The sequence below is a fragment of the Microvirga soli genome (assembly GCF_016734765.1).
In the GTDB taxonomy this organism is placed as follows: domain Bacteria; phylum Pseudomonadota; class Alphaproteobacteria; order Rhizobiales; family Beijerinckiaceae; genus Microvirga; species Microvirga soli.
Genome location: NZ_JAERQE010000019.1, coordinates 38733 through 64755 on the forward strand (window position 1 = coordinate 38733; position 26023 = coordinate 64755).

The window sequence follows — 26023 nt, forward strand, 5'->3', positions numbered from 1 at the left end:
CCATGGATTGGGCCACAAGCGACCTCACCGACCGTAACCTGTACAAGCTTCTGGTGAACACTGTCCTCCCGCGGCCAATCGCGCTCGTAACCACCGTCGACGGGAACGGAAACGTAAACGCCGCGCCGTTCAGCTTCTTCAATATTTTCAGCCATGCTCCGCCGCTCGTAGTCCTGGGCATCGAGGGTCGTGAGCCGGCAGAGGCGCCGCTGAAGGACACCATGCGCAACATTCGCACGACGGGGGGCTTCGTCGTCAATCTGGTGGACCGCGCTCTCGTGGAGGCGATGACGATCTGCGCCATCGATCTGCCGTCCGAGATCGACGAGCTTGCCGCCGCCGGCTTGACCTCGGCCCCGAGCCGACAGGTCGCCGCGCCGCGGATCGCCGCGTCTCCAGTGCAGCTTGAGTGCCGCGAGACCGTGTCCCTGTCACTCGGCACGCGCCACCGTAATCTCGTCGTGGGCGAAATCGTCCATCTGCACATCCGCGATGGTCTCGTGGACAGCAATTTCCATGTCGATATCGACGCGCTGGATCTCGTCGGCCGCCTGCACGGAGCAGACTGGTATGTCACGACGCGGGACCGGTTTCAGGTTCCGCGGCAGAGCTACGACGCATGGCGCGCGCAACAACAGAGGGTGCGGGCTGACAACGATGAAGGTGAACTATGAGCGGAACGATCTACGTCATCAATCCCAATTCCAACGAAAGCGTAACGGCGGGCATCGACGCTGCTGTTGAGCCGCTCCGTTCCACCGATGGTCCCGCCATTGCCTGCGTGACCCTGCATGAAGGCCCTCCGGGTATTCAGTCCCAGCGCGATGTGGACGGCATCGTCGGACCGCTCCTGAAGCAAGCGGCATCGCTCGAGAGCGAGGCAGCGGCCTTCGTTGTAGCCTGCTTCTCCGATCCGGGCATGCATGCCCTGCGCGAGCAGAGTGCGCAACCTGTCCTGGGTATTGCGGAGTGCGGTGTCCTGACGGCCCTGACGCTCGGCCAGCGGTTCGGTGTCATTGCGATCCTGCCAACCTCGATCCCGCGTCATCTTCGCTATTTCGGCGCGATGGGCGTGCTCGATCGGTTCGCCGCCGATCTCTCCATCGGCCTGGGCGTCTCTGAACTGTCGGACGAGCAACGCACGCTCGGACGCATGATCGATGTCGGCCGGACGCTCCGGGACACGCACGGAGCTGACGTTCTGGTCATGGGATGCGCCGGCATGGCCCGCTTCCGTGAGACGCTGGAGCGGGAGCTCGGGATCCCTGTTGTGGAGCCAACGCAGGCGGCCGTAACCATGGCGGTTGGCCGGGTGCGTCTGGGCTGGGGCGGCCGTTCATCCGTCGGGTCAGCCCGATGACCGGGCTCCTCAGCAGGCTTGCAGCCATCATCGGCGAGAGGAACGTTCTCACCGACGGTGCATCGATGACACCGTACGTCAATGATTGGCTCGGAAAATACCACGGCGCAGCCCAAGCGGTGGTCCGGCCCGGCTCTGCAGCGGAGGTGGCGGCCATTCTCGCCGTTTGCCGCGAGACGGGAACTCCGATCGTTCCGCAGGGTGGCAACACGAGCATGTCGGGCGGCGCAACTCCTGATGCATCGGGGAGCGCAGTCGTCCTGTCGTTGACGCGAATGAACGGGATCCGCGAGATTGATCCCATTGGAAACACGATCACCGTCGATGCCGGCGTCGTGCTGTCTCACGTTCATTCGGCCGCAAAAGAGGTCGGTCGCCACTTCCCCTTGAGCCTCGGAGCCGAAGGAAGCTGCACGATCGGGGGTAATCTCGCGACGAATGCGGGCGGGGTTGCCGTGCTGCGATACGGCACGATGCGGGAACTGACCCTCGGCCTCGAAGTGGCCCTGCCGGACGGTCGCATATGGGATGGTCTCACAGCCCTGCGCAAGGACAACACCGGTTATGCCCTGCGCGATCTCTTCATCGGCTCCGAAGGCACGCTCGGAATCATCACCGGCGCGGTTCTGAAGCTGTTCCCGGAACCCAAGGCTCGGGCGACTGCTCTCGTCGCAGTGCGGGATGCGGAAACGGCACTCTCGTTGCTGGCCGTCGTACGCGACAAATGCGGCGATCGCCTGACGGCCTTCGAATTCATGACCGATGCTTGCATAAACCTCGTGCTTCGCCACGTCGCGGATGCTCGCATCCCCTTTGGGGCCATCCCTCCCGCACTAGTGCTGGTGGAGCTGTCGGACACGGATGATGACGCAGCCCTGAATGCCCGGCTTGAGGATGCGCTCGTCACAGCGTCCGAAGCAGAGCTTGCTCTCGACGCGACAATCGCCCAGGACATCGCCCAGGCGAGAGTCTTCTGGCGCCTGCGTGAGGGGATATCCGAGGCCTTGGTGCGCGAGGGAAAAGCCGCCAAGCACGACATCTCGGTTCCCGTCGCTCGCATGGCACAATTCATCGCGGCTGCGGACAGGGCCGTCGCGGCCATCTCTCCCGGCGTCCGGCATGTGGTGTTCGGCCATCTCGGCGACGGCAACCTGCATTATAACCTGTTGCGGGCCACCGACATGAGCGAGGCCGATTTCACCGTTTTAGCGCCGAGGCTCACTCGGGTCGTACATGACGAGGCCAAGGCCTGTCGGGGCTCCATCAGTGCCGAACACGGAATCGGACAGCTGCGCGTCGGCGACATGCCGCGCTACAAGGCTCCCATCGAACTGGAACTTATGGCGGCATTGAAGGGACTGTTCGATCCCGCCGAGCTCCTCAACCCGGGCAAACTTCTGCCTCTCTCAGAAAAACAGTAAGGAACGAGATTTCATGGCATTGCTCGATGAAAGCGCCAAGGGCGTTTACGTCATTGCTGTCACCCCCTTCGCCGATGACGGTGCTCTCGATTTGGAGAGCACCGATCGGATGGTCGACTTCTACCTCGGGAAGGGCGCGACCGGTCTGACCGTGCTGGGCATGATGGGCGAGGCCCCCAAGCTGACCGGCGCGGAGTCGAACACCTTTGTGAAGCGCGTCCTGGCCCGAGTTGGTGGCCGCGTTCCGGTGGTTGTGGGCGTGTCGGCTCCCGGCTTTGCACCCATGCGCGAGTTGTCCGAGAGCGTGATGGCCGAAGGCGCTGCCGGCGTCATGGTGGCGCCACCCGGCAGCCTCAGGACCGACGATCAGATTTACCATTATTATGAGGCAGTCGCCGAAACTCTCGGCAATACACCCTTCGTGCTCCAGGATTTTCCCTTGGTGACAAACGTGCAGATCTCGCCGGCGACGATCCTGCGCATCGTGAAGGCTCTGCCGACCTGCGTGATGCTGAAGCATGAGGATTGGCCAGGTCTTTCCAAGATTTCCGCTCTGCGCGCAGCGAGCGAGAACGGCGAGAGGCGCATCTCGATCCTGGTCGGAAACGGCGGCATGTTCCTTCCGGAGGAGCTGGGACGTGGTGCCGACGGGGCTATGACGGGATTTGCCTATCCGGAAATGATGGTAGATGTCGGGAAAGCTTACGCGGCGGGCGACGTGGAGCGTGCTCATGACCTCTTCGACGCCTATCTGCCGCTTGCCCGCTACGAGCAGCAGCCGGGCCTTGGCCTGACGATCCGGAAATATACGCTGGCCAAGCGCGGAGCCATTGCTTCGGGAGCCCTGCGCAAGCCTGGCCCCAAGCTCTCCAGCTCCGATATTGCCGATATCGAGCGTTTGATCGCTCGCCAGACACGTCGCCTTGCGGAGATTGGCTAATGGACCTCGGACTGAATGAAAAACGAGCGCTTGTGATCGGCGCAAGCCGCGGTCTCGGCGCAGCAATAGCAAAGACTCTTGCGGCGGAAGGAGCGACCGTCATAGCCGCAGCCCGCCGTGTGGAGGCGATCGATGGTTGGATCGCCGAACTCCCGGCGGACATCCGCGGTCGCGTGAGCGCCGCGCAGCTCGATCTCTCGGACGTCGCATCCGTCGATGCCCTATGCGACCGGCTGCTTGAGACGGGTGGGGTCGACATTCTCGTCGGGAACTCCGGTGGTCCGCCACCAGCGGAAGCGCGCGAGGCCAAGCGCGAGGACTGGCTCGTCCATTTCGAGGCTATGGCTGCGAACCTCTTTCACCTGACGCAGCGCCTGCTGCCGCCCATGGCTCAACGCGGCTGGGGACGGATCATCACCATTGCCTCCTCCGGCGTCGAACAGCCAATCCCGCGCCTGGCGCTGTCCAACGGAATCAGGTCCGCAGTGATCGGGTGGTCGAAGACCCTTGCGTCCGAAGTGGCGGCACAGGGAATCACCGTCAACGTGGTGCTGCCGGGCCGCATTCACACCGAGCGCGTCGATCAACTCGACAAGGCTGCCGCCGACCGCAGCAACTCGTCCGTCGAGGCTGTGGCGAAGGCCTCAATGGCAAGCATTCCGGTCGGCCGCTACGGCCGCTCGCAAGAATTCGCCGATGTGGTAGCTTTTCTTGCCAGTGAGCGCGCTTCTTACGTGACGGGCTCGAAAATCCGCATCGATGGCGGTGCCACGCGTTCGATCTGATCGGCCGCTCCAGCCTCACGCCTCTTCGCCCTCGACCTCTCCCTGAATTGTGGAAGGCCCGGGCGAGGGGCACGCCTGTGTGCAGCCCTGACGAACAGCCAGACACAGCAATCGCCTTCGGCGGCCCACAGCAGATCCCTACAGTACCGTTCAACGGCTCGACATGAGTACACAATGGTGGTACACACGAGCAGATCGGGTCGGACATAAGTTATTGATTTTGCTAGGGTTAAGCCACTTGTGGTACAATCCTCTCCAGGCAGCCAGATTCGCTCGTAACCCATCGGAAAGAACGGGTTAGGGGGATGTCACTAGCACTGAGCTGCCAGGTGGTACACAGAGGTAGCACTAGGCCCAGCGAGGCACGGCGAGTGCAAACCGCGCTCTCGCGTATAATCGTTTCCGTTTACCCGTTGGGAACGCACCGCTGCATAACCCGTGCGAGCCGTTGGGAAAATGTTCTCGCATCGGCCGGCTGCTCACCATCTAAGATCCGTGCCTTGTCTAGCAGGAGATGGGCGGCGTCTTCACGGAGCGTTTGTTCGGCATCACCGAGATTTGACAGTGCGACAATAAGGTCATGGCGCGGGTTGATCTCAAGGATCGGTTTTGCTGCCGACCCTAGTTGTCCTGCTCGAGCCAGGAGCCGCTCCAGTTGCCGGTCCCTACCAGTCTCGGGTGCCACCAAGCAGACAGCGCTTTCTGTCAGACGCTCCGAGGCGCGGACGTCCGCGACAGCCTCCCCGAGGGTAGCCTTCACGGCTTGAATGAAGCCCATCACCGCCTCCGTCGCCAGCACGCCCGCATTCTCCTGGGCCTCGAGCAGCGGGATCTGCGCCAGATCCACGGCGCCTTGCGTGACCGACTTGAACGGCTTGCCCTCGTAGTCGACGCCGGCCGTCACCCAGAAACTGTCGACCGGATCGGGCAGCAGCAGCACCTCGATCCCACGCGCCCGGAAACCTTCGAGTTGCGGCGAGACCTCGAGCCGGGCGAGATCCGTCCCTGTCACATAGTAGATGGCCGTCTGGTTCTCCTTGAGGGAGCCGACATAGTCCTTAAGTGAGCGCCATACGCGACCGGAGGCAGTGGTCTTGAACCGCGCCAAGCCCAGCAGCGTCGAGCGCTTCTCGAAGTCCTCATAGAGCCCTTCCTTCAGCACCGCGCCGAAGGTCTCCCACACCTTGGAGTAGGCCTCCGCATCGTTCTGGGCGAGCTTCTCGAGTTCGCTGAGCACGCGGCTGGTCACGCCCTTCTTAATCGCGGCCAGAAGAGGGCTCTCCTGGATCATCTCACGCGAGACATTGAGGGGTAGGTCAGCCGAGTCGACCAGTCCGCGCACGAAGCGCAGGTAGCGCGGCAGGATATCGGCTTCATCCGTGATGAAGACTCGCTTCACATACAGCTTCATCCGCCCGTAGCGATCGGGATCGAACAGGTCGAACGGCGTGGAGCCCGGCACGAAAGCCAGCGCCGTGTATTCGTGGCGCCCCTCGGCCCGGAAATGCACAGTCAGGGCCGGCTCGTCGAACTGGCCAGCCACGCTGCGGTAGAAATCGGTGTACTCCTCAGGTGTGATCTCAGAGCGCGGCTTGACCCAAAGCGCTGCTCCATCGGTAACCTCCTGCGGCTCCGCTCCGGGCTTCTCAATAAGGGAGATTGGTACGGGGACGTGACCCGACTGCGACTTGACGATGCGTTCCAGTGTGTAACGCTCGGTGTAGGAGGCAGCGTCCTCCATTAGGTGCAGGATCACCCGGGTGCCGCGGGCCAGCGCCTCGTCCGTTGCAATGGGCGCGACCGTGTATGATCCCTTGCCGTCTGAGGACCAGATCGTCGCCTCATCACTGCCTGCACGTCGTGAGACGACGTCGACCCGGTCGGTCACCATGAAGGCCGAGTAGAAGCCGACGCCGAACTGGCCAATGAGCTGGGCCCCTTTGTCCTCCTGGACCGCCTGGATACGATCCATGAAAGCTTTGGTGCCTGATCGTGCGATCGTACCGAGTGCGTCAATCATCTCATCGCGGCTCATGCCAATCCCATTATCCTGGATCGTCAGGCGGCGGTTCTCGGCATCGATTAGCAGCGTGATCCGGGCCTTGGGATCATCGCCGAGCAGGGCGGGATTGGAGATCGTCTCGTAGCGCAACTTCTCGCAGGCGTCGGCCGCGTTCGAGATCAGCTCGCGCAGGAAGATATCCTTGTCGGAATAGACCGAGTGCACCATCAGCTGCAGCAGCTTAGCGGCATCGGCCTCGAAGGTGTGGCTCTCAGGGGCGGGAGTGGTGTCAGCAGTCGTCATGGCGTGAGATGAACCTTGTTGCTCCGGCGGGCGATGAGATGGCAGCGGACGGCCAAGATTTCAAGCCTGAAAGCCTTAGGCGAGGCCGGCTGTGCAGAAATCTGGCAGGTGCCGCTTAGCGTGCCGACCGGAACCTCTCGAAGGCAGTAATCTTCTGGGTGTAAGGCTCGACCTCACGCCGGTAAACCTCGCGCCGAAGAAATGCGAGCTCCACCTCGCCGGCCTCCTCATCAACCTCCACCCACCACGATTTTGGGCGTCCGTTGGTCCCATCATTCCAGCGGTAGCCTCGCGCCTTCAGCACATCCTTCATGTCGAATGGGCTGCTCTCCGCCCAGATGCGCACGAGCGACTTCCGGGCCGAGGCCAGCAGGTGCTTGAAGGGGAGACCAGCCTCCGATGGCAGGGGGGAAGCCAACACCTCAAGCAGGGCGTGGCAGTCCTCGACAGCCCTATGCCCCCGGTGAAACCAACCACACTGCGTCAGGAGATAGCCCAGCTTCGACCCCTCGAAGCCGAACCCGTTCCAGGAGATCTCGGAATGAGAGCAGGCCCAGGCCTTGACCTGGAAGTCCTTGGACAGGCGCTCACAGAAGGGCCGATCAAAGCGTGCGTTGTGCGCGATGATCAACTCCGCCGGCGCGATGAACTTCTCTACGGCCTCAAGGTCAAGCACTTGGCCAGCGACCATGTCAGGCGTGATCCCGGTCAGGCGAGTGATCTCAGGACTGATCGATACGCTCGGCTCACGTAAGCCATTAAACGTCCCAATCACATCACCGATCCGGCCTTCCTCATCAAAGGTGAAGGCGATCATGCCGAGTTCGATGACCTCGTCTCTCGTGTGATCCAGACCGGTGGTTTCGGTGTCGAGGATGACGGCGATCTTCTTGCCCTGACGAGCAGTGCGGGACACGACGATGGGGCGCGGTGTCAACCGGCGCAGAACCCGATAGTCGCCTGTGGCCTCCAGCACCCGGGCGGCGGTCTCGTAGTCAGGAGCCTTGAAGGCCTCACTGCGATGCTTGGCTTGGATGACAATCTCACCAACGGGACGCGGCTCGATCGGACCCGGCAGTGCGTCATAGTCCAAGAAAAGGTCAGCTTGGCCTCGCATTCCCACACCTTCTGCCCGCCGACAGGACAGCCCCACGAGTGGGGCCCAGCGGGGCAGACTAGAGTGCGAGGGTCGCCAGATCGTTAATGCACAAGGTATGCGGGGAGGGAGTACAAACTGTGGAGTGGTTGGTCTGTCTCGACCGTGGGGCAGATCTGTTATACAAGGTTACAGCGGGAGTGCTTTGAACCCAGCCCGGATTTACAATCTGACTCTTGTTTTCTGATGCGCCTCATACGATTTCACGTGGTCCTAATGGTGAGCCTGGACCATGACAATTCATTTTCCCTTCGATAACACCTACGCGCGCCTGCCTGATCGGTTCTATGCGCGCATAGAACCCGAAGCCGTCATAGCTCCGAGGCTCATCCGGCTGAACCGGGACCTCGCGTTGCACCTCGGACTCGACTCTGATCACCTCTCCAGCCCTGATGGAGTTGAGCTTTTGTCCGGCAACCGCGTTCCGGATGCGGCAGAGCCCATCGCCATGGCCTATGCCGGGCACCAGTTTGGGCAATTCGTGCCGCAGCTCGGCGATGGTCGTGCCATCCTCCTCGGTGAAGTGGTCGACCAAAATGGCATCCGTCGGGACATTCAGCTCAAAGGCTCAGGTCCGACACCCTTCTCGCGCCGCGGCGATGGGCGGGCGGCATTGGGACCTGTCCTGCGTGAGTATCTCCTCAGCGAGGCAATGGCCGCGCTTGGGCTGCCGACAACGCGTGCGCTCGCCGCGGTGTTAACCGGGGAGATCGTTGTCCGGGAGACGCCACTTCCCGGTGCGGTTCTCACCCGGGTGGCGTCGAGCCATATTCGGGTCGGCACGTTCCAGTTCTTTGCAGCCCGGCAGGATACGGAAGGGCTACGCCTCCTTGCCGACTACGCCATCGGCCGACACTACCCGCACGCTGCCGAAAGCGACCATCCCTACCGCGCCTTCCTCGACCAGGTGATCGCCGCCCAGGCCGACCTCATTGCCCGTTGGCTGCACATCGGCTTCATCCATGGAGTCATGAACACCGACAACATGTCCATCGCCGGCGAGACGATCGATTATGGCCCGTGTGCCTTCATGGATGCCTACGATCCGGCGACAGTCTTCAGCTCCATCGACCGGCAGGGCCGCTATGCCTATGGCAACCAGCCGCGCATCGGCCTCTGGAATTTAACACGGCTCGCCGAGACGCTTCTGCCGCTTCTGTCTGAAGACGAGGAGAAGGCCGTGGCTGAAGCGAGCGAGGCGCTCGAAGCTTTCGCGGGCAAGTTCGAGGCGGCCTATCACGCGGGGCTCAGGCGCAAGCTCGGGCTGATGACGGAGCGAGAGGAAGATCTGACACTTGCCGGGGACCTCCTGAAAGCCATGGCCGAGAACCAGGCTGACTTCACCCTGACCTTCCGGCGGCTGAGCGATGCTGCCGCTGGTCTTGAGGGAGACGAGGCCGTCCGAAACCTCTTCATCAATCCACTTGCTTATGATGCTTGGGCCACCCGTTGGCGCGAGCGGTTGAGCCTTGAACCGCAAGGTGGTGTCAGGCGCCAAGCTGCCATGCGCGCGGTTAACCCAGCCTTTATCCCGCGCAATCATCGCGTGGAGGCGATGATACAAGCTGCGGTGGAGCAGGGCGACTTTGCTCCGTTCGAGGAGCTTCTGATGGTCCTCTCGCGTCCCTATGAGGACCAGCCAGGGTTCGCCCACTATTCCGAACCACCGGAACCACACCAGCGCGTCTATCGGACATTCTGCGGGACGTAACGCCAGACGGCCGCCTCAGTTGCTTCGCACCTGGGTTGTTCACCACATCTGGTGCCGCACCTCCAGCGTCCAACGAGGAACTCCCCTGGACATCGAATTCTCTCCGCGGCTTTTGCCTCCGCCCAGTGACCATTCTGGCTATTGGACGGAGGAACGGGACGGAGGAACGGCGGGATGCGTCAGAATTCAGCTGGCCGGGGCAGCCAAGTGCCGGAACATATGTTGGCGGGATTCGTCGTCCATCTCAGCTTTGAAGCTGTGCTTCTCCTTCAGCGCGGCAGTGGCCTGAGCGGCTGGGCGAGCGCTGATCTCATCGAAGAAACGCTTGAGGTTCGGGAAGTCGCCCCAGGCGTTCTCACCGAGGATGAACGGCACCATGCGCGCCCAGCCCCACAGGGCCATGTCAACGATGGTGTAAGTCTCTCCTACCATGTAGCGCTGCCCGGACAGATGCGCATCAATGATGCCGTAATGCCGCTTCGCTTCATACAAGTAGCGATTGACGGCATACTCCTTCGGCTCAGGCGCAAAGTGCTTGAAATGTACGGCCTGGCCTGAGAACGGTCCGACGCCTGTCGCAATGAACATTAGCCAGGAGAGAAGCTCACCACGCGAGACAGGTGTGCTGTCGGGCAGGAACTGTCCGGTTCTCTCCGCAAGATAGAGCAGGATCGCGTTCGAGTCGAAAACCCTTGCGCCCGTATCCTGGTCGATGATCACAGGCACCTTGCCATTCGGATTGATAGCCAGAAAGTCAGGCTGGTGCTGCTCGCCTTTGCGTGTATCTACCGGCTTGAGCTCATACGGAAGGCTCATCTCCTCCAGGCACAGAGCAACCTTCATCGGGTTCGGGGCAAGGTTGTAGTAGAATGTGATCAAAGGAGAACTCCAGCAGCAGGGGACGACATGGGGTAGGTTCTGACGGGAACCGCTGCGGTAAGCCGTGCAATCAAGCACGACTCGTCAGGGGCCGTCAGGCAGGATTCTAGAGAGGTGAGAGGACGTGGATCATGCGGGTCTCGATCATGTCAGCCGTCCTCTCGGCATAAGCTTTCATGTGCGGAGACGCGGCATGGGCGTTGAGTGCTTCAGGGCTCGCCCATTTCTCGACTACGACAAAGGTGTCCGGCCCAAGTTCGGTCTGAAAGGGTCCGAATGTTGGAAGATCGATAACAGGAACGTACTCGATGCAACCCTCTTCGGCATGCACGGCCGGCATGTTCGCCCGGAACTCCCGGAGCACAGCTTCGCGCATACCAGGCTTTGCAGTGATGTAGGCTAGAACGTGCAGCATGCATGATCTCCTGATTGCTGATTGTTAGCCACTGCTCTGCGCCCCCGCAAGCACCTCATCCCGGATGCAGGACCTGTGACTCTCGCTATAAGTCCGACGCTCAAGATCCATCAACCTGTCCTGGGATTTAGGCGCCTCGGCCGCATCTCAAGAGGCTGATGGGAGATCGGACCAATACCGCCGAAGGGAGCCCAGTCGGGCCACCGGGACTCAGGTCCCCAGTGCCACTGAGCATGTGGCGTCATGCCGACGTGGCTTCCTTGCTCCGGAATAGTGATGCCGACCGGCAACTTATAAGTGGCGGTCTGGCCCGCCCAGTCTTCGCGCTGATAGCGAATTTCTCTTTGGCAGTGAGGGCAGCGCGACGCGAGGATTTTTCTGAAGGCCCGTGGGCTTTCTGCCAGGTCGGGAAGAGCCACCTGTGCCTTGGCATAAGCATCTGCATAGCCCTCCATCGCTTGAACCACCTCAATTTCAAGAGGGTCCCCCCGTGACGCTTCGGCCCTGTAGGCCAGGAGAACCCTTTTGCGGCATGTGCGGTGCCAGCATTGGTCCTCGCGGAGAAAGAGTGGGATGATCCCGTGCCGGCCATTTCCGGACCACTGAAGTTGCCCGCTCAGCGCACCGGCGACAAAGTCAGAGATGCTGAGCGACAGGCGATCGACATGCACGTGCGCTCCCGGTCGGCCATCCTGATCCTTCCAAGTCGTGGTTTTGAAGGCCGGGAGATGTTGGTCAGGCCTGAACCAGTAATGATGCAGAGCTGCAGGCTCATGAGCGACCAGCCAGAGGGTGCGAATTCCTGAAGCCATATAGCGCTCTTGCCGCTGGCGGTAGGCTTCCTCGCCTTGGAGTTGAACCTGGGCCTCAAGGGCGACTGTCCAGGGTTTTCCAGGCCGGCGGCACAGGACGTCAGCTCGCCAATCCTGACCATCTGGCGTCGTCCCGGATTGCTCCGGCAGAGCATCCCAACCCGCGGCCCGGGCTCCGATTAGAATCTGTGCTTTGATGTAGAGGTGGAGGTCACTCTCCTTCGCTCCTTCAGGGGCTCGCCCAGGAGGATGGGCGAAGAAGCGTGTTCCGGCGCGCGAGACTTTGGGGATTGCTCGCCCTTTCGCATATGGCATCCACGCATCCCGATTGCGCGCGGATCGTAATCGCTCCCATTCATCATCGGTCATCAGTGGAGCAACGAGGGGCTCTCCTGAGTAGGTGTATGCGAGCAGCGGCATGGTCTAACTTGGCTTACCTCGGGACGAGCGGATGGTGTTGAAACCTCACATCTCGAACGTGCAATGAGAACGGAGGTTTGCGCTGTCGATTAGTGAGCACCTAACCATTCCCGCAATTTCGTCCAGCGCCTCTTCATCTGCCCTCCCCTGACAGCAATCCCGACAGCTTTCTTCTGGCCCACTAGCACCACGAGGCGCTTGCCACGGGTCACGCCAGTGTAAAGCAGGTTGCGAGCCAGCATGGTGAAATGCTGCGTCACGACAGGAATAATCACGGCGGGATACTCCGAGCCCTGCGCCTTGTGAATGGTGGTGGCGTAGGCGGGCACCAGAGTGTCGAGTTCACCGAACGGATAGGACACCTCCCGCCCATCGAATGAGGCAATCAGCGCCCCTTCCTCGTCATCGATTCGGACTACCATGCCAAGGTCGCCGTTGAAGACCTCCCGGTCATAGTCGTTCTGGGTCTCCATGACCCGATCTCCCGGCGAGAAGCGCCAGCCAAACCGTTCCACCTTGGACGGAGGATTGGGATTGAGCACTTCCTGCAGTTGGATGTTGAGATTGCGAGCTCCGAGCACGCCCCGGTTCATCGGGCAGAGCACCTGAATGTCCTTCATCGGATCAAGCCCGAACCTACGCGGCATGCGTTCCTTGATCATTTGGATGATCTTCGGCACCCCCTCCTCGGGATCGGCGATCTCGACGAAGTAGAAGTCAGTCTCCTCGCCAGCCTTTGGCACCTCGGGCATCTGACCCTTGTTGATCCGGTGAGCATTCACCACAATCCGGCTCTCTGCTGCTTGCCGGAAGACCTCGGTCAGACGGGCGACCGGGATGCGCTCCGAGGCGATAACATCCGCCAGTACCTGCCCAGAGCCAACCGAGGGCAGCTGATCCACGTCGCCCACCAGCAACAGGCCCGCCTGAGCAGGGATAGCCTTGGTCAGGGCGTTCATCAGCGGCACATCGACCATGGAGGTCTCGTCCACCACCAGCAGATCGCAATCGAGTGGGTTCTCCTCATTGCGTGAGAAGCCACCGTGTTTTGGATCAATCTCGAGGAGGCGGTGGATGGTCTTGGCTTCCAGACCAGTCTGCTCTGTCATACGCTTGGCCGCTCGCCCCGTGGGAGCCGCCAACGCGACACGAACGCCTTTGGCGACGAGCAGACGCAAGATCGTGTCGAGCAGGGTTGTCTTGCCGACACCAGGACCACCTGTCACTACGGCCATCTTGGAGCCAAGCACCAGCTTCAGAGCCTCGCGCTGCGAGGCCGCCAGGGTCTTACCCGTGCGGCCTTCAACCCACGGGATTGCCTTGTCGAGGTCGATCTCGGGCCAGGGTGATGATCCAGACGCTCGCTCAATCAACCGAGACGCAATGGCTTGCTCGGCCAGATGGAGCCCTTTGAGGAAAAGGCAGGTCTCCTCACCAATGGAGTCAGAGACGACCTCGCCCTTAGACAACTCCTCGACGATGGCGGTGCGAATCAGGGCCTCATCCACTTCGAGGAGCTGCTTGGCCAGCCGGGTGAGAGCATCGACCGGTAATGCGCAATGCCCCTCGTCCGTCGCCGTCTGGAGCGCGAACGAGATACCGGCCCGGATGCGCTGAGGCGCGGTCTTCTCCATCCCAAGTTTGGCCGCGATGGCATCCGCCGTCCTGAAGCCGATGCCGCGTACGTCCTTTGCCAGCCGGTACGGGTCCTCGGTCATGACCTGGACGGACTCATAGCCATAGGTTTTGAAGATACGCACGGCTCGCGCTGTCCCAACCCCATGGGCATGCAGGAAGATCATGATCTCCCGCACCGCCTTCTGCTCGGCCCAACCTGCCACGATGCGGGAGGCGCGCATGGGGCCAATCCCCGGCACCTCGGTCAGGCGCTCAGGGGCGGCCTCGATGATCTCAAAGGTGTCAACGCCAAAGGCCGCAACAATGCGCTTGGCCATGGCTGGCCCAATCCCGCGCATCTGTCCGGAGGCAAGATATTTCTCGATCCCCTCTGCACCGGTCGGTGGTGTTGTCTTGAGGACCTCAGCCTTGAACTGCAGACCATGGGTGCGGTCGCTGATCCAGAGCCCACTGGCGGTGATCCACTCTCCGGCAGAAACCGCAGGCGTATGACCAACAACAGTCACAAGGTCACGCTTGCCTCGCGTGTGGACCTTGAGAACAGCAAATCCGTTCTCCGCATTGTGGAAGGTGACGCGCTCCACAGAACCCGCGAGCGTCTCGAGGACCGGCCTCTGATCAATTTGTGAGGGGCGAATCATCTGGTTCATGGCGCCTGCCAGGAAAGGTCCCTGGACTCTCCGACTGTATCGTTGGATGGCACCGCTGACGAGGATGCTCTCCTTCTGTAGCTACGGATGTTCTGGTTTTGTTTCAGGGCTTTTTTGCGGCGATTCGGATTAACTCGGCTACTCCCGTGGAAATCTGCCGATTTGGGTGTGGTGCTGGCTATGCAAGCGCCAATCCCGAGCATTCACAGAGTTCTGCCCGATTTCCACAGCTGAAAAGAAAGACGGTTAACGATCGGGTAGCGAAGCGGTACTCAGGGGCTGGCTGCTGATTGGGAGGTAGGAGATGGACAACAGGCCTGATGGTGGCAAACGACCTTCACCAGTCTCCGACATCGAACTCCTGCGCCGGATCGGGCAAGATCTCCGCTCAATTTACGCGGACGTGATCAGGCAGCCTCTCCCACAGCGCATTCAATCAACTCTGGCCCTCATTGATCGGGAGCAGAGGCTTGGTGAACAGTTGCCTCGTACGCTGCCGCACTGACGAAGGGTGGTGATGTTCGCAACACTACCTTGCCCGTGGTCTCGCCCGACTCCAAGGCCTGATGAGCTTGAGCCACATCTGCCAGTGCAAAGGATCGGACTTTTGGGGCCTGCAGGATCCCTGCCTCTAACCAAGTGGCAAGGTCGTTGACAGCGGCCTGCAGCAGGTCGGTGCGGGCAAAGAGAAATGACAGATTGAACGCTACCACGCCTTTGTTCTCGCTTGTCATCGACAAAGGATTGAAGCGCGGCATCCTCAGCATTCCGAGGGCCGCCTTGAGGTAATTGATGCGCCCACCCTGTTTGGGCAACAAAGTATGAAAGCCATAGACCAACAGCTTACCCGTGGGCTTCAGATGGGCGTAGCTCTGCGCCAGGGTTTCAGGGCCGTTCGCGTCAAAGACCAAGTCGTAGCCGTCAAGACATAGGCGCTTGGCCTCAACCCAGAGCGACTGAGTGGATTTGTCGATCACGGCGTCTGCGCCCAGCTGGCGTACATACTCGACCTTGTGACTTCTCCCCACCACACCAGTCACGTGCAGATTGTGCAACTTGCATAGTTGGACAAGCGCTGAGCCTACTCCACCGCCTGCAGAATGCACGAGCACTCTCATGCCGGGCCGGATCACCACGTTCTGCAGCAAGCCATGATACGCGGTCAGGTGGACGGCTAAGAAACCAGCGGCGGCCTCAAAGTCCAGAGTCTGAGGCTTAGGCCACACCAGATCTGCCGGAGCACACACGTGCGTGGAGTAGCCGTTGAAGAGAGTGACCCCAAACACCGGATCGCCGGGCTTCACATGCTTGACCTCACAGCCAACCTCTTCCACCCAGCCCGAATATTCGAATCCGGGCGTGATCGGCCAGCCCACGAACCGGCGCGCGGACTCGTACACGCCCCAACGAACACAGATGTCAGCATAGTTCACACCCACCGCCTCGGTGCGGATCAGAACCTGTCTATCGCCGGGTTTGGGCACGGGATGAGGTTCGAGCTTAAGCCGCTCGTAACCACCGGCTTTGTGAATGACTACTTTGTGCATGGACCCTGAAGGCATCGCCTTTCCGCCTGCAGCTTCGACCTGAAACGTTTGCGCTGCCGCTGAAGCCACTTACTATAGGCGCCGGCGCAAAGCCCCGACGATCGGCCCCATGGGCATGATCGTGTCCATCCTCTGCAATGAAGGGGCATAAAGGCTGGAGACACTGCCATCCAGGAACAGAGCATTCGCACAGCCAAGCTCGTCCCGGAACAAGCGAGCGAATGTGCTAAACGTGACTGGGTCTTCGGAAATCGCAAACACGACCACGTCCTGGCCTTTCACACCAACGCCGTTCCGGATCTTCCGTGAGGTGCTTTGCTCTGAAAACTGAGGGTGGATTTGCCCGTTTATGACGAGCATCGGGCCCGATTGCGTTGCGAAATCCGGCCTGATTTTCCGCTTCAGATAGGTTCCTGTCTCGAGCACGCCTGCTTGACGGCCTTTGACAAAAAAGATGCCGTTGGGCTTGAGGTGGAAGTTTCCAGGGCCGTTCCTTGTGTTGGCCGCCTTCAGCTCCTTCCCGTTCTCAACGTAAAGGCCTACTGGCGAGCGATCCTCATGGTACATGCCCGCATTCATCGCAACGGCAAGGCGTGAGCCCTCCGGTGTCTCTTTCAACCGGTCGAACGAGCCAAGGACCTCCCCGTCCGACCCGCGCCAGAACAGCCTCACCTCGTATTGTCGGAGATCCATCGTGCAAACCACGAAGGTGCTATCGGCATATTGGATTGGCCGACACGGACCACTGTCAGGCTGAGCCGCTGCTCGGCTGGTAGGTAGTTCAAGAGAGACGAGGATCGTGAGCAGGATGATGGCTGTCCGGGAGAGCGCGCGGCCCAGAGTGAAGATGATAGGTTTCATGTGCAGCTTAGGTCCCTTCAGCGTCCGAGATATCGTTCCTGCAGGTGGGTGCGGAAGACCTCCGCGGTGAGCGGTCGGCCGGTTGCTGCGACCAGAAGCTGGTCGGTGGTCATCAGGCTGCCCTTTGCATGAACATTGGCGCGCAGCCATTCTCGAAGGGGAGCAAAATCACCCTTCGACAGGCCCGGAAGGATGCCCGCGTCAGCCTGGCATGCCGCTCTGAAGAGTTGGGCCGCCGTCATGGCACCAAGGGTATAGGTCGGGAAGTAGCCCCACGCGCCGCCAGGCCAGTGGATATCCTGCAAGCATCCCAGGCTGTCATTGGGAACTGTGAGACCGAGAAGCTTCTTGACCTCCTCATTGAACGCTGCGGGCAAGTCCTGGATCTGAAGATCGCCGGCAATCAACGCCGTCTCAAGTTTGTAGCGGACCAGAATGTGGGCCGGGTAGGTAATCTCGTCGGCATCCACGCGGATGAAGCCCGGCTCTACCTTGGTCAGGATCCGGTGGAGGTTCTCCGGGCTCCAAGCCGCGCCCTCGCCTTGGAACGTCTCCTGTACAAGAGGGGCGAGATAGGTGACGAACTCCTGGCTTCGGCAAGCCTGCATCTCGATAAGCAGCGATTGGCTCTCGTGCATGCTCATCCCGCGTGCGAGACCGACCGGCTGACGGCGCCACTTCTCCGGGCGGCCCTGCTCATAGAGTGCGTGGCCGGTCTCGTGAAGCACGCCCATGAGCGCGCTCATGAAGTTTGCCTCGCTGTCGCGGGTGGTGATCCGGACGTCGCCCGTGGATCCACCACAGAATGGATGCAGGCTCACATCGAGCCGCCCTTGGTTGAAATCAAATCCAACGGCCTTCATCAACTGCTCGCCGATGCGTCGCTGATCATCGACAGGGAAGGGGCCGTTGAGCGGATGGATGGCAGGAAGGTCCTTCTGGCGTTCCTGCGCCTCCTGGATCAGGGCCGGCAGCTCGGCGCCAAGTTCTGTAAAGAGTGGATCAATTGTCTCCTGGCGCAGGCCGGGATCGTAACTGTCGAGCAATGCATCATAGAGAGATAGCTCCAACGCCTCGCCCTTGGCCTGGCCGATCTGCCGCTGGAAGGAGAGCACCTGCGCCAAGTGCGGGAGGAGGAGGGCGAAGTCCCCGTTTTGTCTCGCCTCCCGCCAGACCAATTCCGACTTGGACACGGCTCTGGAGCTGGCCTCGACGAGGTCCGCCGGAACTGCGGAGGCATGGACGTAAATCCGTCGCATCTCACGCAGGTTGGCGCGTTGCCAATCATCAAGCTGACCGCTGTCTTGATCCGCCTCGGCCAGGAGCTCGCCCATGCCAGGTGCGGTGAGCATTTCATGGGCAATGCCCTTAAGCGTCGCGAGCTGGTCCGAGCGACCATCGGCAGCTCCCTCCGGCATCATGGTCTCAGAGTCCCATTGCAGAATACCTATCGCGTCCTCGATCGAGCTGATGCGTGCGAAACGTTCTTCCAGCGAGCGGTAGACCTGCATTTTGGTGTGAACTCCGTCCTTGGCGCTGATCCCGCCGCCTCTGCGGGGAGCTGAGTGACCCTGCAGTCAGCCTAGGAAAAGCACCGGGGGCTGATACTGATTTCTAGGATTTGTGTTTCTGGAATGCCCTTATTCTGGCTGCTTGTGGATCGGGTCGACCCAGTAAACCTCCTCCGGCTTTTCAACAGGATCCACGTCGGTGATGTTCACAACGACGGCCTCATTATCGCTGCGCACGAGAACGCATTCGAGGGGCTCATCCGGATTGGCGTTGATCTCCTGATGGGGCACGAAGGGCGGTACATAGATGAAGTCCCCAGGTCCGGCCTCCGCGACGAACTCCAACCGCTCGCCCCACCGCATCCGAGCCTTGCCTCGCACCACATAGATCACGCTCTCCAACTCGCCGTGGTGGTGCACACCAGTCTTGGCATTTGGCTGGATCGACACCGTGCCGGCCCAGATCTTCTGCGCTCCAACCCGTGCATGGTTGATCGCGGCCTGCCGAAACATGCCCGGGGTCTGAGCGGTGTTCGGGTCGAGGCGGTCACCTTTGATCACTTGAACGCCGTGGTGTTTCCAGTGTTCGAGCTGATCAGGGGAGTTGTCTTGATCGTCGTCTGTCATAGCGCCCTCCCGGAGCGATGGCTTCCATCCTTGTTCTGGGACCAGACCCCACGGCGGCGGTTAGGTGGCTCGACGAGTAAGCCCTGGACCCCCATCTTAATGGGATGGTCGCTCCAGTGTTCCCCTCCAGCCGCTCGCTGCGTGAGCGGGTTGGCGCCTTACGTCACCTTCCGTCTCTGTTCCGGCTGGTCTGGCAGGCCAGCCCTGCTCTTACAGGGGCAAGTCTCGGGCTGCGACTGACGCGTTCAATCCTCCCTCTTCTGCTACTTTATATCGGAAAGCTCATCATTGATGAGGTAGTGGCCCAGACACAGCTCGCCTCGCCGGGGGCAAATCTCAGCGATTGGATCGGGAGCGGCCGCCTTGATTTTCTCGGTGGGCTGCTCGTTTTGGAGCTGGCCCTCGCGATCATCGCTGATCTCTTAGGGCGGGCTAGCTCCCTCGTCGACAGCCTCTTATCTGAGCGCTACAGCAACTTCGCCAGTGTGCGTCTGATGGAGCATGCGACGACCCTGGATCTTGAGCAGTTCGAGAGCAGTGATCAGCAGGACCGACTGGAACGGGCTCGCCGCCAGGTCACTGGGCGAACCACTCTCCTGACCCAGATCTTCGGGCAGGCACAGGATGGGCTCACCGTCCTTTCACTCGCTGCCGGCCTGCTCGTCTATGCGCCTTGGCTCATCGTTCTGATCATCCTTGCTCTCCTGCCGGCCTTTGTTGGTGAGGTGCATTTCAACGCGCAGGGCTATCGGCTCAACTACTTTCGCACCCCGGAGCGACGTCAGCTCGACTACATCCGTTATCTCGGCTCGAGCGTCGAAACCGCGAAGGAGGTCAAGCTCTTCGGTCTTAACGCCTTCCTGGTCGAGCGCTTCAGAGGCTTTGCTGATCGGATGTATGCGGACAACCGGCGGCTTGCGATCCGCAGGGCCGCATGGGGCACGCTCTTCGCCGCGCTCGCGTCATGTGCCTATTATCTAGCCTATGCTCTGATCGTGTGGCGAACCGTCCGGGGCGAGTTCAGCATCGGTGACTTGACGTTTCTGTCCGGGTCCTTCCTGCGGCTGCGGGGGCTGCTGGAGGGATTGCTTCTGGGGTTTTCCCAGATCGCCGGGCAGGCGCTGTACCTGGAGGATCTGTTCTCATTCTTCGATGTCCGTCCAAGCATCGCGTCACCGGCAAATCCACAACCCTTTCCGCAGCCGCTGCGGTCGGGGATCGTGTTTGAGAACGTAGGCTTCCGGTATCCAGATTCAGATCACTGGGCTCTCCGTCACCTGAGCTTAACGCTGAAAGCCGGTGAGGTCGTAGCTTTGGTTGGGGAGAACGGAGCCGGCAAAACCACGATCGTGAAGCTCCTTGCCCGGCTCTACGATCCGACAGAGGGACGGATCCTGCTCGATGGCTATGACCTGCGTGAATATGAGCTGGCGGATCTGCGACGCCACATTGGCGTAATCTTTCAGGACTTCGTGCGGTTTCACTTCACGGCCGGCGAGAACATCGGAGCAGGTCGCATCGAGGCCACCGATGATCGCAACCGGATCCAGCAGGCGGCGGAGCGCAGCTTCGCCGATCAAATCATCCAACGCCTACCCCAAGGATATGACCAGCCGCTCGGCAAGCGGTTCCACGGAGGAGCGGATCTCTCCGGAGGTGAATGGCAGAAGATCGCCATCGCGCGCGCCTACATGCGGGATGCCGAGGTGCTCATCCTGGATGAGCCGACCGCCGCTCTCGATGCCCGGTCGGAGTACGAGGTCTTCCAGCGATTCCGGGATCTGAGCTTGGGCAAGACCGCCATTCTGATCTCGCACCGGTTCTCGACCGTGCGGATGGCCGACCGCATCCTTGTCCTCGAGAATGGGCAGGTCGTGGAGGCTGGCTCACACGAACAGCTCGTTGCATCAGGCGGTCGCTACGCCGAACTGTTTGAATTACAGGCGTCGGGCTATCGATGAGGGCACCCTGAAACCATGAGATCTGGCTTGTTCGGGTCATGGAAGGCAGATCGTCTACAAGCCTGCGATCTGGGCTATCCACCCAGCAGTGCCTGTCCAGTTGATAGATCCAGCTTCATTCCGGTGAGGGCCCCGTCCCAGGCCCTGTTGAACATGCGGCTGGGAATTCTCCTGAAGCCCTGCTCGATCAATCTGTGCTTTCCGCCTTTTGCTGCGATGGGTTACAGTGGATGTGCCATCTCGACCCGACAGGAGCCCGCATGAAGAAGGCGCGCAAGCTCTATGAAAGTTCAAGCGGTGACCGCTGGTACCTCATCCGAGACCCTTCAGGGGCTTTGTTCGTCCGCCACGAAGCCAATGTCGCTTCCGGAGGGCAGGTGGAACATGAAGATATCGCGGCTTTCCTGGGGCAGGGCGCAGGGCCGGAACAGCAGGAGCTGTTGCGTCTGATCGGCACCCTCGTCGAGGAGCACCCCGCAAACGGGTAACCCGGTTTACGAAAGCGGCGGCCCGACGAGTTCTATCCCGAATTGACGGCAGGCACGCGCAAGGGCCTCAGCTTGCTCAGGCGTCGGTGGACCGGATGGATCAGGCAGCCCCTGCCATTCAGCAGGACGGCCAAAGGCGCGGATGAAGGTCTCGAATTCGCCGCGGGTGATGGTGAGCATGCGGGCCTCAGCCGACTCCACCCTGTAAGTGTGAGGAATGCCTTTGGGAGTGAGCAGCGTTTCTCCAGTGCTGGCGCGGTGCTCCTGATCTCCGACCCGGTAGCGCACCTCACCTTCAAGCACGTGGAAGATTTCATCCTCGTCATGATGGATATGCAGCGGCGGAGAGTCCCCCTGTGAGACTCGGTGCTCAAGCACTGAGATGCCGTCCGAACCATCCCGTGACGAGATACGGATCGTGACGTAGGTATTGAGGAACCAGAGGCTTCGATGATCTGTGACAGCGCCGTTCATGCCTGTGCCCTCCCGCAACATATTGGAGAGCCGAGCGTACCGGTACTTTGATGATGAACAAGCGGAATTCCGGAGATCAGCCGGTGCGCTGCTTCCGGTACGAATTCTTGACTGCGATCTTGCCATTGCGGAAGGTGAAGACATCGCAGCCTTGAACCTCCACATGAGCACCGTCAGGCCCGGTGGCCGTGAACACCCACTCGGAGACGCCCCGATCTCCAGCAATGAAGTGCTTAGGATCATTCCACCGGGCATCCGGAAAGGTTGCAAAGACCTCCTCAATTCCATGGCGGACATCAGCCTGACCTGTAAAGATCGTCCCCTTCACGTCAGGACCACGGCTGGCCTCTAACACGCAGTCTTCCGTCATCATCGACAGGATCGCATCCGGGTCATGCCGGTTCCAGGCTGCCGCAAAGTCCTCAAGGACGGAAATGGAAACAGCGTCTCCCATCAGGTCTCCCCTCCTGACTCGTGAGATGCACCGGGTCAGTAAACGATGCTGCGGTCGCACTCCATCACCAGCCGCACCAGCATAGGTGGGCCGGCCTTCTCGTGAGGGACACCTTGAAGGTCCGCAACGCTGACACCCCGCGCGGCACAGGACCCAGCCGAGAGATAGAGCCGACCACCTCCGGCGATCACCTTGTCGAAATGCTCCCGAAGGGCGCCCGTACCAAGCCCGACGAGGCCGGTGCGCGTGGGTTCGCGGATGAGTTGAACTGCATCGCCTGCCAGGAACACGTGAACCTGATGCCCTGCCTCGACGGCTGATGCCGCGACGAAGAAGGCGAGTGCAGCCTTAGTGGGGTTTTCAGGCCCGCAGGTGACATGGACAAGAAGGCTGGACATGAACACCTCCGCCGAACGTAGAACGGGAGAGCAGGACTATGTTCCTCGCCAGGCCATACCCCAACGTGACGATTCTACTATTTCGGATGAGATGAGCCGGGAGCCGTAAACCCGCCTTGGTCGCTCGAAGATCCTGACGAGAGCACCTGCTCAACCCACGCTGGGACGACCTCGCTGGCTGGCCCATACCGTCCCTCATCGAACTGGCGGGCATTATCCGAGGGCTCCAGATTGATCTCACAGGTGCGGATGCCATGGCCCCGTGCCTCCGACACGAAACCGGCAGCCGGATAGACCGAGCCCGAGGTGCCGATGGCGACGAAGAGGTCCGCCCCGAGAACAGCATCGTAGATTGCATCCATCTCCAGGGGCATCTCGCCAAACCAGACCACGTGAGGCCTCAATCCTCCCGTCCGGCGGCAGATCGGGCAGGGGACCTCAATGCTCAAGTCTTCATGCCATGGCATTGTCCCGCCACAGGCGGTGCAGCGGGCCTTGAGCAGTTCGCCATGCATATGGACGACGCGCTGCGATCCAGCCCGCTCGTGGAGATCGTCGATGTTCTGCGTGCACAGAAACAGACTGCTACCGCGCTCGGCCAGACCAGCCTCCAAGCGTGCAAGAGCCCGGTGAGCGGCATTGGGCTCTGCTGACAGGAGGTTCTGGCGGCGCATGTTGTAGAAGGCATGCACCTCGTCCGGGTTGTGAGCGAATGCCTCTGGAGTAGCGAGCTTCATCGGGTCAAAGCGGGACCAGAGCCCGTCCTTGTCGCGAAAGGTGCCCAAGCCGCTTTCGGCTGACACGCCAGCCCCGGTCAGTGCGAAGATCTTCATAGTTTCTCCTAGGGGTACGAGCACGAGCTACCTTGCTGTCCTGAGCCCTGCCACCTGTTGCAACAAGACTGTCTGTGGCCACGACCCCCTCGGGCCACCTCAAGTAGCATCCCGTCGAACTCACAGCCTGGGGTCATGTGCCAGGAGATCGGCCGTCCCCAGAGGCTCGAACAGCTTGGAGACAGACTCTGGCCGATCTTCAGACGTCTGCAACATGCTGCGCATAGCCTCTCGGGTGGATCGTCCATAACCAATGAAGGTCGGCATCAGACCCTCCCTGCTCACTGCGTTCGGATGAGCCGCAAGAGTTTATCACCTCACGATTTGGTCGTTGGACAGCCTCAGATACCCACTCAGGGTGAGATGCTCAGCCCAGCCTGATGTGGTTCGATGCTTTACGAGATGAGAAGGACAAGCCCATGGCCGGTAAATCGCGCATGCGACCCTCGTTCAAAAAGAACACCCGCCGCTACAGGGAGGTGATTGCCCCGGCCAAGACGCTCGAAGGGCAGAAGAAACTTACCAAAAAGCGCCGCTACGCCAACCGCCACGGTTAGCCGAACACAATCCCCTTTAGGTTCTTCAGAGCTTTATCGCATCGTTCGATGTGATCGCTGGCCCGCCGCTGCATCTCCACGGTGTTGCGGCAGGGCTCATCGACCTCTTGCTTGCAGAACGGGCAGATCATTGGTTCGACCTCCTAGCTGACGGGGCATGTCAGGCCAACAAAGATGCTGGACCGGGGTTCCCGTGTGTCGCGGTCCAAGCCCTGCAGCAAGAATCACGCCAGATGCTCTTCTGGCCTGAAGCGTCAGTATCAGGGTCATCAAAAAGCCAAGGTATCTGCTCTTGATCCTTTTATGAGCAAAGCCCCCAAACGCCCGAGCCGACGTGACGATCCCGGACGCCAGGATGTCGAGGCTGGTGTGCAACGCCCGAAATCCACCCCCCGCAAGGCGCGCGCTGCGCCGAAAAAGGCGAACACGGCTCTGGATTCCCTGAGCGCTGAGATGCCCAATGGGAGACTAGAGGGACCAGAAGGGAACACTGGCTTCAGCCTTCCGCCCGCGCAGAGCGACACCCTCGCCTCAAGTGGCAGCTTGGCAACGGAAGACAATCAGAACACGCCAGATCAGCAAGGGCCATCCAGCAGGATCGGAGACGAGGTCGAGCAGTTGGTGCAGACGGTTGGCCTCGGTCCAACGGGGCCAAATCACGGCGTTGCAAGTGGTCAGCCCCGGCCTAGCGAAGAGCTTGGGATGCAAGCCGCCCAAAAGCGGGAACCAACTCAGCGTCATCTAACGGCCCGTGACCTCAAGTCGGAAAGTCGAGGGGATAGGAAAAGATCTTTCAGCATTGACCTCGAAGGTACGGTTCAACAAGCAATCGAAGTGTGGAGCCCACGCCTCCAGGCTGCGTCAGCACAGGTGAGAGGTGCCTCAGGACGTGTGAAGGTCTGGGCACAGGAGAGGTCGGAGCGTAGGGGGCATGAGACCGACGAAGCTAGAAGACCAGCAAACCCGGTCTACATTCTTGGCGCAATCACCCTAGGCATTCCAGCTTTGCTGCTGATCCCGCTAGTCGGGATGAACCCGGGAGTTCAGGAAGGGACCTTCACGACCGTTGCGACCTTCCTCGTTGTCTCCGCCTTTGTCACGGCTGCGGTGTTCGAGATCAAAAGGTTGGCTGATCAATCCTCTGATGAGGAGCATCACTGACAGACTGGGATTGTCGGGTTGCCTTCAAAGCTCCCGTCGAGACCCTGGGATGTTACAGGGCACGGCGCAGCGGCCAGGCGGTGCAGCAACCAGCACCGCCTGGCGGAACAGAAGCCCTAGCACTCTGTTTTCTGCTTTGTGGTGGTGCCGGTCGCGTCGGTCGTCTGCTTCGTGGTTGTCGAGCAACCGGTGCTGCCGGTTGTGCCGACATCTCGGTTCTCGATCACGACGTTCTTCTGGTCCGGTCCTGAAGCGGCATCACCAGTTGCGCCGCCTACCCCAGCCCCGACTGCGGCGCCAACTGGACCTCCAACAACCGCACCAACTGCACCGCCTGCGGCAGCACCGGCTGCGGCCCCTCCTGGATCGGCTGAAGCTAGGGACGGGAGCAGGAGGGCAGCTGCAAGAGCAGCGTATCTAACATGTGCGCGCATGACTGTTTCTCCAACGAACCAATCGCGAACTGCGATCTGCTGCCACGTTAACGGCGTCCTCACGACGGCGTTTCAGCTTGGCGGTTTGCGGCCCAGTGGTTTTGAAACATCAGCGTGATCCTCAGCTTTTGCTGAAGGAGGGGATAAAGTCGTCTATTGAATTCGGTAGGGGGTGCCTTGCCAAAGGTGAGCAAGGAGCATAGGGGGAGCCAAGGTTACAGGTAT

Annotated in this window: 25 protein-coding genes; 10 read left to right on the plus strand and 15 right to left on the minus strand. The window is 60.7% G+C overall.

Features of this window, described 5'->3' with window-relative positions; translation table 11 throughout:
* Positions 1–2 precede the first annotated feature (2 nt).
* From JKL45_RS16600 to JKL45_RS16620, 5 genes are read left to right on the plus strand one after another with little or no spacing between them, the layout of a single operon-like run.
* Positions 3–674 carry a flavin reductase family protein gene (locus tag JKL45_RS16600; protein WP_201862696.1) on the plus strand — a complete coding sequence of 224 codons (672 nt, stop codon included), beginning with the start codon at positions 3–5 and terminating at the stop codon, positions 672–674.
* Positions 671–1360 carry an aspartate/glutamate racemase family protein gene (locus JKL45_RS16605; protein ID WP_201862697.1) on the plus strand — a complete coding sequence of 230 codons (690 nt, stop codon included), beginning with the start codon at positions 671–673 and terminating at the stop codon, positions 1358–1360. Before JKL45_RS16600 ends, JKL45_RS16605 begins: the two co-directional genes overlap by 4 nt.
* Positions 1357–2781: an FAD-binding oxidoreductase gene (locus JKL45_RS16610; RefSeq protein WP_201862698.1), complete on the plus strand. Its 1425-nt coding sequence runs from the start codon at positions 1357–1359 to the stop codon at positions 2779–2781. The genes JKL45_RS16605 and JKL45_RS16610 overlap by 4 nt, the downstream gene beginning before the upstream one ends.
* A gap of 13 nt (positions 2782–2794) precedes the next feature.
* A complete protein-coding gene (locus JKL45_RS16615) occupies positions 2795–3721 on the plus strand; it encodes a dihydrodipicolinate synthase family protein (protein WP_201862699.1) in 927 nt (308 codons plus the stop codon).
* Positions 3721–4506, plus strand: coding sequence for an SDR family oxidoreductase (locus tag JKL45_RS16620; protein ID WP_201862700.1), 786 nt, complete (start codon positions 3721–3723; stop codon positions 4504–4506). The genes JKL45_RS16615 and JKL45_RS16620 overlap by 1 nt, the downstream gene beginning before the upstream one ends.
* Positions 4507–4912: 406 nt before the next feature.
* Here JKL45_RS16620 and htpG read toward each other — a convergent pair whose 3' ends face one another.
* Together htpG and JKL45_RS16630 are read right to left on the minus strand one after the other, a co-directional pair.
* Positions 4913–6811: a molecular chaperone HtpG gene (htpG, locus tag JKL45_RS16625; RefSeq protein WP_201862701.1), complete on the minus strand. Its 1899-nt coding sequence runs from the start codon at positions 6809–6811 to the stop codon at positions 4913–4915.
* Between the two features lie 115 nt (positions 6812–6926).
* Positions 6927–7928, minus strand: a complete 1002-nt coding sequence (locus JKL45_RS16630) for a 3'-5' exonuclease (RefSeq protein WP_201862702.1) — start codon at positions 7926–7928, stop codon at positions 6927–6929.
* A 271-nt stretch (positions 7929–8199) separates the two neighbouring features.
* Between JKL45_RS16630 and JKL45_RS16635 the strand changes: the two genes are divergently transcribed.
* Positions 8200–9678 carry a protein adenylyltransferase SelO gene (locus tag JKL45_RS16635; protein ID WP_201862703.1) on the plus strand — a complete coding sequence of 493 codons (1479 nt, stop codon included), beginning with the start codon at positions 8200–8202 and terminating at the stop codon, positions 9676–9678.
* Between the two features lie 186 nt (positions 9679–9864).
* On the opposite strand, the gene JKL45_RS16640 is transcribed toward JKL45_RS16635, so the two are convergent.
* From JKL45_RS16640 to JKL45_RS16675, 7 genes are all read right to left on the minus strand, one after another.
* Positions 9865–10557, minus strand: a complete 693-nt coding sequence (locus JKL45_RS16640) for a glutathione S-transferase family protein (RefSeq protein WP_201862704.1) — start codon at positions 10555–10557, stop codon at positions 9865–9867.
* 106 nt (positions 10558–10663) lie between these two features.
* Positions 10664–10972, minus strand: a complete 309-nt coding sequence (locus JKL45_RS16645; protein ID WP_201862705.1) for a putative quinol monooxygenase — start codon at positions 10970–10972, stop codon at positions 10664–10666.
* 1321 nt (positions 10973–12293) lie between these two features.
* Positions 12294–14492 (minus strand): SF1B family DNA helicase RecD2, encoded by a 2199-nt coding sequence (gene recD2 / locus JKL45_RS16650; RefSeq protein WP_201862706.1) that lies wholly within the window; start codon positions 14490–14492, stop codon positions 12294–12296.
* Between the two features lie 449 nt (positions 14493–14941).
* Positions 14942–16039 (minus strand): synaptic vesicle VAT-1 family membrane protein, encoded by a 1098-nt coding sequence (locus JKL45_RS16660; RefSeq protein WP_246498594.1) that lies wholly within the window; start codon positions 16037–16039, stop codon positions 14942–14944.
* A 72-nt stretch (positions 16040–16111) separates the two neighbouring features.
* Positions 16112–16900, minus strand: a complete 789-nt coding sequence (locus JKL45_RS16665; RefSeq protein WP_201862708.1) for a phosphodiester glycosidase family protein — start codon at positions 16898–16900, stop codon at positions 16112–16114.
* A 17-nt stretch (positions 16901–16917) separates the two neighbouring features.
* Complete coding sequence (locus JKL45_RS16670; protein WP_201862709.1) at positions 16918–18411, minus strand: carboxypeptidase M32; 1494 nt, start codon at positions 18409–18411, stop codon at positions 16918–16920.
* Between the two features lie 129 nt (positions 18412–18540).
* A complete protein-coding gene (locus JKL45_RS16675) occupies positions 18541–19038 on the minus strand; it encodes a cupin domain-containing protein (protein WP_201862710.1) in 498 nt (165 codons plus the stop codon).
* Between the two features lie 104 nt (positions 19039–19142).
* Here JKL45_RS16675 and JKL45_RS16680 point away from each other — a divergent pair, with 104 nt between their 5' ends.
* Together JKL45_RS16680 and JKL45_RS16685 are read left to right on the plus strand one after the other, a co-directional pair.
* Positions 19143–20999 (plus strand): ABC transporter ATP-binding protein, encoded by a 1857-nt coding sequence (locus JKL45_RS16680; protein WP_201862711.1) that lies wholly within the window; start codon positions 19143–19145, stop codon positions 20997–20999.
* 260 nt (positions 21000–21259) lie between these two features.
* Complete coding sequence (locus JKL45_RS16685) at positions 21260–21487, plus strand: hypothetical protein (RefSeq protein WP_201862712.1); 228 nt, start codon at positions 21260–21262, stop codon at positions 21485–21487.
* A gap of 6 nt (positions 21488–21493) precedes the next feature.
* Here JKL45_RS16685 and JKL45_RS16690 read toward each other — a convergent pair whose 3' ends face one another.
* The 4 genes from JKL45_RS16690 to JKL45_RS16705 all read right to left on the minus strand — a co-directional run bounded on the left by JKL45_RS16690 (position 21494) and on the right by JKL45_RS16705 (position 23646).
* A complete protein-coding gene (locus JKL45_RS16690) occupies positions 21494–21961 on the minus strand; it encodes a cupin domain-containing protein (RefSeq protein ID WP_201862713.1) in 468 nt (155 codons plus the stop codon).
* A 76-nt stretch (positions 21962–22037) separates the two neighbouring features.
* Positions 22038–22415: a nuclear transport factor 2 family protein gene (locus JKL45_RS16695; protein ID WP_201862714.1), complete on the minus strand. Its 378-nt coding sequence runs from the start codon at positions 22413–22415 to the stop codon at positions 22038–22040.
* A 35-nt stretch (positions 22416–22450) separates the two neighbouring features.
* Complete coding sequence (locus tag JKL45_RS16700; RefSeq protein ID WP_201862715.1) at positions 22451–22813, minus strand: DsrE family protein; 363 nt, start codon at positions 22811–22813, stop codon at positions 22451–22453.
* A gap of 77 nt (positions 22814–22890) precedes the next feature.
* Positions 22891–23646: an NAD-dependent deacylase gene (locus tag JKL45_RS16705; protein ID WP_201862716.1), complete on the minus strand. Its 756-nt coding sequence runs from the start codon at positions 23644–23646 to the stop codon at positions 22891–22893.
* Positions 23647–24065: 419 nt separating this feature from the next.
* On the opposite strand from JKL45_RS16705, the gene JKL45_RS16710 reads away from it, so the two are divergent.
* The gene (locus JKL45_RS16710; RefSeq protein ID WP_160195468.1) at positions 24066–24203 is read left to right on the plus strand and encodes a hypothetical protein; all 138 of its coding nucleotides are present in this window, start codon (positions 24066–24068) and stop codon (positions 24201–24203) included.
* Here JKL45_RS16710 and JKL45_RS30510 read toward each other — a convergent pair.
* On the minus strand, positions 24200–24334 hold the full coding sequence (locus tag JKL45_RS30510) for a hypothetical protein (protein WP_280114251.1): 135 nt from the start codon (positions 24332–24334) through the stop codon (positions 24200–24202). The two genes, JKL45_RS16710 and JKL45_RS30510, sit on opposite strands and share 4 nt — an antisense overlap.
* Before the next feature lie 760 nt (positions 24335–25094).
* Here JKL45_RS30510 and JKL45_RS16715 point away from each other — a divergent pair.
* Positions 25095–25364 (plus strand): hypothetical protein, encoded by a 270-nt coding sequence (locus tag JKL45_RS16715; RefSeq protein ID WP_201862717.1) that lies wholly within the window; start codon positions 25095–25097, stop codon positions 25362–25364.
* Positions 25365–25480: 116 nt separating this feature from the next.
* Here the strand turns inward: JKL45_RS16715 and JKL45_RS16720 are convergent, their stop codons facing one another.
* Entirely contained in the window at positions 25481–25798 is a 318-nt protein-coding gene (locus JKL45_RS16720; RefSeq protein WP_201862718.1) for a glycine zipper domain-containing protein, read from the minus strand.
* Positions 25799–26023 lie beyond the last annotated feature (225 nt).